The 10,822-nt window shown below is 72.1% G+C and carries 11 protein-coding genes; 4 read left to right on the top strand and 7 right to left on the bottom strand.

Going from position 1 to position 10,822, the window contains the following annotated elements; translation table 11 throughout:
* Nucleotides 1–208 precede the first annotated feature (208 nt).
* The 7 genes from ACFVX6_RS39590 to ACFVX6_RS39560 all read right to left on the bottom strand — a co-directional run bounded on the left by ACFVX6_RS39590 (nucleotide 209) and on the right by ACFVX6_RS39560 (nucleotide 8,666).
* Nucleotides 209–1,897 carry a dipeptide ABC transporter ATP-binding protein gene (locus ACFVX6_RS39590; protein WP_389699434.1) on the bottom strand — a complete coding sequence of 563 codons (1,689 nt, stop codon included), beginning with the start codon at nucleotides 1,895–1,897 and terminating at the stop codon, nucleotides 209–211.
* Nucleotides 1,894–2,886 carry an ABC transporter permease gene (locus ACFVX6_RS39585; RefSeq protein ID WP_389699433.1) on the bottom strand — a complete coding sequence of 331 codons (993 nt, stop codon included), beginning with the start codon at nucleotides 2,884–2,886 and terminating at the stop codon, nucleotides 1,894–1,896. Before ACFVX6_RS39585 ends, ACFVX6_RS39590 begins: the two co-directional genes overlap by 4 nt.
* Nucleotides 2,883–3,866: an ABC transporter permease gene (locus ACFVX6_RS39580; RefSeq protein WP_389699432.1), complete on the bottom strand. Its 984-nt coding sequence runs from the start codon at nucleotides 3,864–3,866 to the stop codon at nucleotides 2,883–2,885. Before ACFVX6_RS39580 ends, ACFVX6_RS39585 begins: the two co-directional genes overlap by 4 nt.
* Nucleotides 3,863–5,602, bottom strand: a complete 1,740-nt coding sequence (locus ACFVX6_RS39575; protein ID WP_389699431.1) for an ABC transporter substrate-binding protein — start codon at nucleotides 5,600–5,602, stop codon at nucleotides 3,863–3,865. Before ACFVX6_RS39575 ends, ACFVX6_RS39580 begins: the two co-directional genes overlap by 4 nt.
* Before the next feature lie 192 nt (nucleotides 5,603–5,794).
* Entirely contained in the window at nucleotides 5,795–5,890 is a 96-nt protein-coding gene (locus ACFVX6_RS39570) for an Ms4533A family Cys-rich leader peptide (protein ID WP_323182585.1), read from the bottom strand.
* A 45-nt stretch (nucleotides 5,891–5,935) separates the two neighbouring features.
* Complete coding sequence (locus ACFVX6_RS39565) at nucleotides 5,936–7,585, bottom strand: DUF3152 domain-containing protein (RefSeq protein ID WP_389699430.1); 1,650 nt, start codon at nucleotides 7,583–7,585, stop codon at nucleotides 5,936–5,938.
* Nucleotides 7,586–7,589: 4 nt separating this feature from the next.
* Nucleotides 7,590–8,666: an alpha/beta fold hydrolase gene (locus ACFVX6_RS39560; RefSeq protein WP_389699429.1), complete on the bottom strand. Its 1,077-nt coding sequence runs from the start codon at nucleotides 8,664–8,666 to the stop codon at nucleotides 7,590–7,592.
* A 121-nt stretch (nucleotides 8,667–8,787) separates the two neighbouring features.
* On the opposite strand from ACFVX6_RS39560, the gene ACFVX6_RS39555 reads away from it, so the two are divergent.
* From ACFVX6_RS39555 to ACFVX6_RS39540, 4 genes are all read left to right on the top strand, one after another.
* Nucleotides 8,788–9,003, top strand: a complete 216-nt coding sequence (locus ACFVX6_RS39555; protein ID WP_389699428.1) for a hypothetical protein — start codon at nucleotides 8,788–8,790, stop codon at nucleotides 9,001–9,003.
* Nucleotides 9,004–9,149: 146 nt separating this feature from the next.
* Nucleotides 9,150–9,788, top strand: a complete 639-nt coding sequence (locus ACFVX6_RS39550; RefSeq protein WP_214949215.1) for a TetR/AcrR family transcriptional regulator — start codon at nucleotides 9,150–9,152, stop codon at nucleotides 9,786–9,788.
* A gap of 208 nt (nucleotides 9,789–9,996) precedes the next feature.
* The gene (locus tag ACFVX6_RS39545; RefSeq protein WP_250741766.1) at nucleotides 9,997–10,224 is read left to right on the top strand and encodes a DUF3107 domain-containing protein; all 228 of its coding nucleotides are present in this window, start codon (nucleotides 9,997–9,999) and stop codon (nucleotides 10,222–10,224) included.
* Between the two features lie 177 nt (nucleotides 10,225–10,401).
* Complete coding sequence (locus ACFVX6_RS39540) at nucleotides 10,402–10,704, top strand: hypothetical protein (protein ID WP_389699427.1); 303 nt, start codon at nucleotides 10,402–10,404, stop codon at nucleotides 10,702–10,704.
* The last annotated feature ends 118 nt before the right edge of the window (nucleotides 10,705–10,822 follow it).

Below are 10,822 nucleotides of genomic sequence, written 5' to 3'. Positions count from 1 at the left end.
CCGTCTCCCCCCCTACCGGCCCGTGCCCCCCCCCCCATATCCGTTTCCGCGGGGTCCCCGGGGGCCCCCCCCCCCGCGGTAACCAAACACCCGCGTTTTTCCCGCGGGCGCGCGGGCGGTTGGCCCGCCCCGCCACCGGAAGGGGTGAAGAGTCGTAACTTTCCCGTACGGTTCGCGTTCGAGCACGCTAAGAACTAGGAGGACCGGCCTACGAGGTCCGCGCGAGCACTCCCCCGGAACGGCGCCGGCCGAGCCGGCGGGCGGCGGCCAGGGCCGGGTCGAGGGACGGGACGGCGGCCAGCAGCTCCCGGGTGTAGGCGTGGGACGGCCGGTCGTAGACCTCGTCGACGGGGCCCTCCTCCACGATCACCCCGCCCCGCATGACCGCGACCCGGTCACTGACCTGACGCACCACCGCGAGGTCGTGCGCGATGAACACCAGCGCGATGCCCAGTTCCCGCTGGAGCTCGGCCAGCAGGGCCGTGACCTGCGCCTGCGTGGTCACGTCGAGGGCCGAGACGGGCTCGTCGCAGACGATCAGCCGGGGCCGGGGCGCGAGGGCCCGGGCGATGCCGACGCGCTGGCGCTGGCCTCCGCTGAACTCGTGCGGGTACCGGTCGTAGTGCGCCTCCTCCAGCCCCACCCGGACCAGCAGTTCACCGACCCGGTCCCGGATCGCCCGCTGGTCCTTCTCGCCCGCCGCACGCAGCGGGTCCGCGATGGATTCGCCGATCGAACGGCGCGGGTTGAGCGAGGACACCGGGTCCTGGAACACCATCTGCACCCCGGGCACCACCCCGACGCTCTCCGCTCCGTCCCGCCGCACTTGCCCGGAGGTGGGCTCCAGCAGCCCGACGAGCATCCGCCCGAGGGTGCTCTTGCCGCTGCCGCTCTCGCCGACGATCCCCAGCGTCTCCCCACCCCGCACGGAGACCGACACCCCGCCCACGGCTTCCACCCGCCGCTTCCCACGCCCGAACTCCTTCCGCAGGGAGAACGCCTCGACGACGGGCACGTCAGCCGATTCCGTCGGCGTCGGCGTTCGAGGCGCGGGCACGGACAGCGCCCGTACGGCCCCCGGCCGGGCCACGCCCACCGCGTCAAGCCGCGGCACCGCCGCCAGCAGGGCCGCGGTGTACGGATCGGCCGGAGCGGAAAGCACCGATTCCACCGCACCCCGCTCCACGACGGCCCCGTCCCGCATGACCAGCACGCCGTCCACGTTCTCCGCCGCCACGCCCACGTCGTGGGTGACCAGCAGCAGCCCGAGCCCCCGCTCCTCCCGCAGCCCGTGCAGCAGGTCGAGGATCTGTGCCTGGACGGTGACGTCCAGCGCCGTGGTCGGCTCGTCCGCGATCAGCAGCTTCGGCTCGCACGCCAACGCCATGGCGATCAGGGCCCGTTGGCGCATGCCGCCGCTGAACTCGTGCGGTCGCGCCCGGGAGCGGCGCACCGCGTCGGGGATGCCCACCCGGTCCAGCACCTGCACCGCCCGGGCCCGGGCGGCACGCCGCGAGACGGAGGCGTGCACCCGGTACACCTCGGCGATCTGGTCGCCGATGGCGTAGTACGGGTCCAGGGAGCTCAGCGGGTCCTGGAAGACCATCGCGGCGACGGCCCCGCGCAGCTCCCGGAGCTCCGCCGGGGAGGCCGCGCCCACGTCGGTGCCGCCGACCCGGACGGTGCCGCCGAGCCGCGCGCCGGTCCCGTGGTGCAGCCCCAACAGGGCTGCCGCGACGGTGGACTTGCCACTTCCGGACTCCCCCACGATGCCCAGGGCGCGGCCGGGCTCCAGGGTGAAGGACACCCCGTCCACGGCCCGTACGTACTCCCCCGGCCGGCCGACCGGGAACTCGACGGTGAGGCCGGTGACGTCCACCAGCGAAGCGTTCGTCATGCCAGAACCACCCGTCGGTCCGCGACGGCGTACAGCACGTCGGCGACGACGCCCGCGAGGACGACGGCCACGCCGATGGCGAGCACCACGCCCACCACCACCGGCAGGTCCACCACCCGTACGCCGTCGATGAGGGTCTTGCCGAGCCCGGGGATCCCGAACAGCGACTCGGTCAGCACGGCGCCGCCGATCATCGTGCCGAAGTCCACGGCACTGAGCGCGATCACCGGGGCCACCGCGCCCCGCACGGCGTGCCGGGTCACGATGGCCCGCTCCCCGACCCCGTAGGCGCGGAAGGTGCGGATGTGGTCCTCGGCGAGCGTCTCCAGAGTGGAACTGCGGCTCAGCCGGGCGTACTTGGCGCTCTCGAAGAAGCCGAGGGTCACCCAGGGCAGCAGCATGTTCCACGCCCACTGCTCGGGATCGTCGCCGAGCGGTACGTACGTGGGGAAGGGCAGCCACTGGAGGTAGGCGCAGACGGCCATGAGCAGCAGCAGCCCGAGGATGAAGACGGGGGTGCCGGTGGCGGCGAGGGTGAGCACGGTCAGGGCCCGCTCGGTGAACCCGCCCCGGCGCAGAGCGGAGAGCAGCCCGGTGCCGACGCCGATCACGAGCCAGATCACCAGCGCGCCCAGGGCCAGTGACAGGGTGGCGGGGAGCCGCTCCAGCAGCAGCGCGGTGACCTGCTGGTCGTTCTGGTACGAGAATCCGAGGCAGGGCGCGTCGCAGTGCAGGACGAGCCCGGCGCCGCCGGAGGAGTCCCGGCCCACCAGCAGCCCCTGGAGGAAGTGCAGGTACTGCGCGACCACCGACTCGTTCAGCCCGAGCTGTTCGCGCACCTGGGCGATCTGCGCCGGGCTGCAGCGCTCCCCGCAGGCGAGGCGGGCGGGGTCGCCGGGGACGAGGTAGAAGAGGGCGTAGATCACGACGGACAGCGCGAGCAGCACGAGCAGTGCGCCGCCGGTCCGTTTGAGCACGAAGCGGGTCACGCCTTGCGCTCCTTTCTGGTGCCGACCCTCAGCCGCGAGTCCTCGCGCGGGTCGAGGGCCGTGCGGACGGCGTCGCCGAGCACCGTGAAGGCGAGCACGGTGACGAAGAGCAGCCCGGCGGGGAGCAGGACGTAGGTGGGGTCGGCGCGGAACCAGGTCTGGGCGCTGGACAGCATCTGCCCCCACGAGGGGGTGGGCGGCTTCACGCCGACGCCGAGGAAGGACAGCGAGGCCTCGACCACCATGGCGGTGGGCACCTTGATCGCTGCGAGGGTGATGACGGGCGCGGCCAGCGAGGGCAGCAGCTCCCGGCGGGCGATCCGCAGCGTGCCGTTGCCCGAGAGCCGGGCGGCGTCCACGAAGTCCAGCTCCTTGAGGGACAGGGTCTGGGCGCGCACCATCCGGGCGAGGCCGCCCCAGTCGAGCAGTCCGATGACCAGGATCAGCAGCAGCGGCCGCGGGAACCCGGGCGGGACGACGGCGGTGAGGGCGATGGCGATCACCAGCATGGGCAGGGCGATCATCACGTCGGTGACCCGGCTGACGAGCTGACCGGCGAACCGTCCGCCGAGCGCGGCGGCGAGCCCGACGCCCACCCCGACGAGGACCTGGACGAGGGTGGCGCCGAGCGCGACGAGCAGGGAGATCCGGGCTCCGTGGAGCAGCCGGGTGAACAGGTCGCGGCCGGTGCCCGGTTCGACGCCGAGCCAGTGCTCGCCGGATATCCCGCCGAAGGAACCGAGCGGGACGCCGCCGCGCGCGGAGTCGACGAGCTCGTCGTGGTAGGCGTTCGGGTCCTGACCGGTGAGGTGGGCGAACATCGGCGCGGCGAGGGCGAGGAGGACGAGGAGCGCCAGGACGGCGGCCGCCGCCACGGCCGAGGGCCGGGCGCGCAGCCGCCGCCAGACGTGCCGCCCGGCGCCCGGGCCCGGGGCGGTGACCCCTGGCCCGGCCGCCGACTGCTGGGCAAGGAGCGTCACTTGACCGAGACCTGGGAGATGTCGAGGACGCCGGTCCAGTCGCTGATGACGACGTTCTTGACGTCCTTGCCGACGAGCCGCTTGTAGACCGGGTGGAAGAGCGGGACGTCGAGCGCCTGCTCACCGATCTTCTTGTCGAGGGCGCCCCAGCGCTTGCCGGCCGCCGCGAGGTCGGTCAGCTTGGCGATCTCGTCGATCTCGGTGTTGACGGCCGGGTCGTTGAGCTGCGCGTGGTTGTAGTTGGTGCCGTTGGTGACGATCTGGCGGCCGTCGTAGATCGGGGCGAGGAAGGGAGCGCCTGAAGGCCAGTCGGCGCCCCAGCGGGAGAGGAAGAAGCCGGGGGTGTTCTTGACGTCCCAGCGCTTCTCGTTGAAGGCGTTGTTCTCCAGCCCCTCCAGCTTGACGGTGATCCCGGCGGCGGCGAGCGCCTGCTGCACGGCGGTGGCGACCTCGGGGCTGGTCTGCCGGTTCTGGGCGTTGGAGTGGGTGAGGGTGATGGTCAGCCCGTCCTTGAAGCCCGCCTCGGCCAGCAGTTCCTTGGCCTTGGCCGGGTCTCCGGTCTTGCCGGCCGGGAAATGGTCGTACGGGGTGAAGCCGAAGGCCTCCTGCTCGGGCAGGAAGGTGGTGGCGGGTTCGGCGAGGGCGGAGCCGCCGGCCGCGTTGATCACGCTGGTGCGGTTGATCGCGTAGGAGATCGCCTGGCGGACCTTCGGGTTGTCGAAGGGGGCGGTCTTCGGGTTGAAGGCCAGGTAGTTGACGTAGCCGAAGTGCCCGGTGCCGACCCTGCCGTTCAGCTCCTTGTTGTCACCGATCTGGGCGAGCTCGGCGGGGCCGAGGTTGGTGTCGGTGGTGACGGCGGCCGCGTCGGCGCCGGAGCTGGTGGACAGGCGCTGGTTGATGACCGCCGCGTCGAGCCCGGAGCGGACGTCGATCTTGTCCGGGTAGGCCTTGCGCTCCTCGTCGGTCTTCTCGTCCCAGTTCTCGTTGCGCTCGAGACTGAGGTGTTCGCCGTCGTTCTCGTTCTTGACGACCTTGTACGGGCCGGAGGAGACCGGGTGCTCCTCGTACTTGACCCCGGTGTCCTTGGCCTTGGGCACGGGCGCGAACTGCGTCTGCGTGGCGAGGAAGGGGAACTCCCCCTCGGGCTTGCGGAGTTTGAAGACGATCGTCTTCGCGTCGGGCACGACGATCGAGTCGAGCCCCTTGCCGCCGTCCTGGTACGGGCCCTCGTACGTCTCCCCGCCGACCAGCCAGTCGCGCAGGTACGGGGCTCCGCCCGACAGCTCGGCGGCGAAGGACCGCTCGATGCCGTACTTGATGTCGGCGGTGGTGATCGGCGAGCCGTCCTCGTACTTCAGCCCGTCCTTGAGCGTGTACGTCCACTCGGTGGCGTCGGCGTTGGGCTTGCCGAGGCCGGTGGCCAGGTCGGGCACCACCTTGGCGCCGGCCGGGCCGGCCTCGCGGTTGCGGGTGGTGAGCGTGCGGAACACGAGCGAGGGGACGTTGCCGCCGCCGGAGGTGTACAGGCGGGCCGGGTCGAAGTCGCTCTGCGGCTCGTTGTTGAGGACGGTCAGGGTGCCGCCCTTCTGCGGGGCGGCCCCGGTGGCGCCCGGCTTGTCGCCGGCGGAGGCCTTGTCCGTGCCGTCCGTGGGCCCGCAGGCGGCGGCGCCCCCGGCCAGAACGACGCTGACGGCGACCGCGGCCACGCGGCGCGATATGAGGGACTGACGGGCCATGGGAAAAGGGACCTCTCGGCGTGAAGGGAGATGCGGAAAAGGCCACGCGAGGGGCAGCGGTCCACGTCGGAGCGGTCGGCGGCGTGCCGACGGCGGGGACGGAAGAACGGCAACGAGCCGCACCTGCGGGCTGGAAGCCCCGGGCGCGGCGGAACGACGGAGAAAAGAGGAAGTCGCGCGCTCAGGGAGGCGTCAGCGACAGAAGATGTCGGCCACGCTGTGCGCGGTCACACCAAGCAGCGCCAGCTCAATGGCGGCGCTCGCGGTGGTGGTGTGGAGGTGCGACATGCGGAGAACAATGACCGACCATCGAACACTTTGTCAAAGCCGTCATCAACTCCCGGGATACACCCAGGGGTTGGGCTTGCACTGGATTCCGTTGAGGTCCAGGGACTTCGTCTGCTGCTGCATGATCGGGGCGAGCGCGCCCGCCGTCTGACAGCTCACGTGGCCGTGGCCGAGCCGGTGGCCGACCTCGTGGTTGATGAGCATCTGGCGGTAGGCGAACATCTGGTCCGGGCCGAACGTCGCCGAACCCTGCGCCCAGCGGAACGCGTTGATCATCACGCGGTCGGTCGACGCGGAGTCGCAGGAGACGTTGTCGATGGTGGTGTCGAGCCCGGACTTCTTGCACCAGACGCCGGTGGTCCCGGGACTGGCGAGCGTGATCACGAAATCGGCCTCGCCGCCCGGCACCCGCTCGAAGGTCTTCGTACCGCCGTGGCCCCAGCTCCGGTCGTCGTTCAGCGTGCGGTGCACGGCCTCGGCGAACAGCTGCGGATCCAGGCCGAGTCCCTGCTCCACGTCGACGCGGTAGCGGACCACCTTCCCCTTGCCGGGAGCCTGCGCCACACCGGGCACGGTGTCGAAGGCGCCGGGGCCCTTCAGCTTCTCGTCGATCGGGAACTGCTGCGCCATCTTCTGGTCGTACGAGAGCTCCGGCGCGGCCTTGATCGCCGCGGAGGCGTCCGGGGTGGGCCGGCCGTCGGAACGGGAGGCGGCGGAATTGCCCTGGGCGGTATGGCTGTTGCCCTCGTCGGCGGCGCGCACGGCGTTCTTGCCGCTGTCGTTCTCGGAGGCGGCCTGGCCCGCGACGATGACGGCGAGCGCGACGGTGACGGCCGCGGCGGCCATCCCGGCGTACGTACGGCCCTTGCCGCCGCGTCCGGCAGCGGGCAGCGCCTCCTCCGCCTCTTCGACGGGGGTGACGACCGGCGTCCGCGGCCCGGGGATCCGGCGGTGCGAGCCGCTGGTGGTGAAGGCGCTCTCGGGGAAGGCGTCCCCGGGGAAGACGGCCCCGCCGACCGGGACCCCGTGGTGGGACCCCGTCTCGGTGAAGACGCCCTCGGCCGCCGGGACTCCGCGGAAGGAGCCCGTCGTGGCGAAGACGTCCTCGTGGACCGGGATCCGGCGGTGGGAGCCCGTCGCGGTGAAGGCGTCCTCGGCCACCGTGACCCGGCGGTGCGAGCCCGTCGCGGTCATCGGCGAGTCGAGGGTGACCTGCGGGAAGCCGACCGCGGGGGTGCCGAAGGCCGGGGTGTCGTAGACCGGGGCGTCGTAGACCGGGGCGTCGTAGACCGGGGCGTCGTAGACCGGAGTACCGAAGGCCGGGCTGTCATAGACCGGGGTGCCGTAAGCCGGGCTGTCGTGGACCGGGGCGGCGAAGGCCGGGCTGTCGTGGACCGGGGCGTCGAAGGCCGGCCGGGTGCGCGGGGCCCCGCGCCAGTCCCCGTAGGTCGCACCGGTACCGGCGGCCGCGCCCCAGGCTCCGCCGGGCTCGTGCTGTTCGGGATGTCCGCCGCGCGTGCCGGACACCGGCTCGCGGCGCGGCGGGGCCGCGTACCCGCGGGGGGCGGCGGCCTGCTCTGCCCACCCGGCCGGGGCCGGGGTCGCGGCGCGGGCGCCGGCCTGTTCGGCCGGCTGCGGATGGCCTGAGCCGGGGCCGGGAGCCTGGCCCGACTCCTTGCGACTATGTCGTCCCACGTCCTCAGCCCTTGCCGTCCTCGTCGGTGTTCACGGTGTGCTCCGCTGCGTCCGGGTCCCCTGCGCCCCGGTCCCCTGCGCCCGGGTCCGGCTCGGCGCCGTGCCCGTCGATGGAGACGGCGGCGTCCAGCAGCTCCCGGAAGGCGGCCGCGACCACCTCGGGGTACTCCATCATCGCCACGTGCCCCGCCTCGGGCAGGGTCAGCAGACGCGAACCCCGGTAGGCCGCAGCGGCCTTGCGCGCCATACGGTACGAGACGAGCTGGTCCCGGCCACCGTAGACCAACAGGGTCGGTGCGAGCACCCGCTGCGCCTGGCGCCACAGTCCGTGCTGGCCACCGAGGGTGTACGCGTCGACGATGCCGCGCGAGGAACGGGTCATCGCGTCCCAGAAGTACGGCAGCGCGAGCCGCCGTTCCATTTCCTCGACGGCCGCCTCGAACGCCTCGGGCGTCACCCGCGAGGGGTCCCCGTAGCAGAGGTCCGTCACCCCCCGGGTGCGCTGTTCGGCGCTCAGACCGCGGGTGAGCCGGCCGAAGAGCCCGGCCACTCCGGGTACGGCGAGCAGCGCGGTCGGCACGGCCGACTTCTGCACGCGCAGTTCGGGCAGGGCCGGGGAGACCAGCGTCAGCGTGCGCACCAAGTCGGGCCGGACGGCCGCGACCCGGGTGGAGACGGCGCCACCGAGGGAGTTCCCGAACAGGTGCACCGGTCCGCGTCCGGCGGCGTCGAGGTGGCGGATGACGGCGCGCGCGAGGCCGGTGACGGAGTAGTCCCGGTCGGCGGGCGGCGGAGACCAGCCGAAGCCGGGCAGGTCCAGGGCCTCGCCGTCGACGGAATCGGCCAGCCGCGCCATGAGCGCGGACCAGTTCTGCGAGGACCCGCCGAGCCCGTGGACGAACAGCGCGGGCGGCAATCCGGACCGGACCGGCGGGCGGACCCGTACGTTCATTTCCAGCCCGGGCAGCCGGTCGGTGCGCAGCTGCTCCCCTTCGGCCACTCGCGCGGCTCCCACCTGGGAAGACTGTCCGGAAGACGAGGGGTCGGCGGACCGTACACCCGGCAGCTCGGTCGAAGACATGGGGGCAATGTTACGAGACGATCACGCGGGTCCTCTTGTGTTCGCCGTCACAGATGCTTGCGGAACCACCTAGCGGGGTATGCGCGATCCTCCTAGGCTCGTAAGTGGAAAGGGGTGCTCCATGACTGTCGACCCTGCGGAACCGGACACCTTCCAGTCAGAGCAGCCGGAAACCCTCGACGTGGAAGCCCCCGAGGCGGACGCGGCGGAGCAGAACACGGAGTTGAATCCGGTCGAGGACGATCCGCTCACCCCCGTGGGCCAGCGCGAAGCCTCCGACGGGGACGCGGCCGAGCAGACCCGGGTGGTGGCCCTGGACGAAGACGATTACCGCTGAGCCAGCGCTGACCAGCATCTCCGGTGGGTAACCGGCGGTCCGTACCGCGAGAAAACTCGGCTTGAACCCTCCAGATTCGGTTACCGAAAAGTACGATGGCCGCGCGGCGCAAGGCGCACTGTGTTCTAAAGAAAGTGGGAGGCGGCGTGACAGCCATCGAGCAGACCGAGGCAGCGCGTCCGCGGGGCACGCGACTTCCGCGCCGGGCCCGGCGCAACCAGCTCCTGGGCGCCGCCCAGGAGGTCTTCGTCGCGCAGGGTTACCACGCAGCGGCCATGGACGACATCGCGGAGCGTGCCGGAGTCAGCAAGCCGGTGCTCTACCAGCACTTTCCCGGCAAGCTCGACCTCTACCTGGCGCTCCTGGACCAGCACTGCGAGGCCCTGCTGCTCGCCGTGCGCACCGCGCTCGCGTCGACGAACGACAACAAGATGCGCGTCGCCGCGACGATGGACGCCTATTTCGCGTACGTCGAGGACGAGGGTGGCGCGTTCCGGCTCGTCTTCGAGTCGGACCTGACCAACGAGCCGGCGGTGCGCGAGCGCGTCGACCGCGTCTCGCTGCAGTGTGCCGAGGCCATCTCCGACGTCATCGCCGAGGACACCGGCCTGTCCAAGGACGAGTCGATGCTGCTCGCCGTGGGCCTGGGCGGGGTCTCGCAGGTCGTGGCCCGGTACTGGCTGTCGAGCGAGAGCCCGGTCGCCCGTGACACCGCGGTGGGGCTGCTGACCTCCCTCGCCTGGCGCGGAATCGCCGGCTTCCCTCTGCACCCGACGGACGTCTGAGCCGACGTCTGATCCGACGTCCGAACGACGCCCGAACAGCGCCGGCCCGGCTTTCCGGGCCGGCCCCGGCGGTCCCCGGCGGTCTGACCGGCGGCTGTTCGCTGCGAGCGTTTTCGCCGCGCGGCGGACACGTCCCCTCTCCGGGCTAATGTGGACCGGGTAACGGCGCGGCTGATCGCGCGAACCGGACCGTCGGAGGGACAAGGCCGTGGAGGTCAAGATCGGCGTGCAGCACGCACCCCGGGAGATCGTGCTCGAGAGCGACCTGAGTGCCGAGGAGCTGGAGAGCATCGTCACCGCCGCCCTGTCCGGCTCGGCGCCGCTGCTGAGCCTCACGGACATCAAGGGCCGCAAGGTCCTGGTGCCGTCCGAGCGCCTGTCGTACGTCGACCTGGGCGAGCCCAGCGTGCGCAAGGTCGGCTTCGGCGCTCTCTGAGCGGACGCTCCCCACACCAGGGAGCACCACGAAGCATCACGTAGCACCCAGAAGTACCGAGAACGGCCCGGTGGAGGACTCCGCCGGGCCGTTTCCGTTTCCTCCGCTTCGGGTAGGACCGCTGTAAGACACGCTCCCGGTACGCCCCGGTACGTCCGCCGTTCGAGAGGAACTCCCATGCTGCTGATCGAGGCGCTCGGCTCCGCTCTCCTGGGCCTTGCCCTGGCCGGGGCGGCCGTCCGTGTGCTCGGCCCGCGGCTGCCGTCCTCGCGGGTGGTGCTGGTGAGCGGAGTGGCGGGCGCCCTCTTCGGGGCCTATCTGACGCACACCGCGCTGGGCCCCGGGCACAGCACCCTGTTCGCGACGCTCATCGGTGGCGCCCTGGTCTCGGCGGTGGTCCTGTCCCTGCTGCTGCGGCCCGTCGGCCGGACCGGGAGGCCGCCCCGCCGGGCTCCGTTTTCGGTTCCGACGCGGGGCTAGACGGCCCCACTGACCCATGACCTCGGCCCCCGCGCGGAAGCCTCCTGGCCTCGTCCCTCAGCTGGATCCGGGCCCGGCACGGCTCCGTCGCCGACTACCTGCGCGCCCACGGCACCAC

The sequence above is a fragment of the Streptomyces sp. NPDC058289 genome, assembly GCF_042880975.1.
GTDB classification, from domain to species: Bacteria; Actinomycetota; Actinomycetes; order Streptomycetales; family Streptomycetaceae; genus Streptomyces; species Streptomyces stoeckheimensis.
The sequence above is the reverse complement of the archived record's forward strand: the minus strand, read 5'-3'. Positions and strand labels throughout refer to the sequence as shown.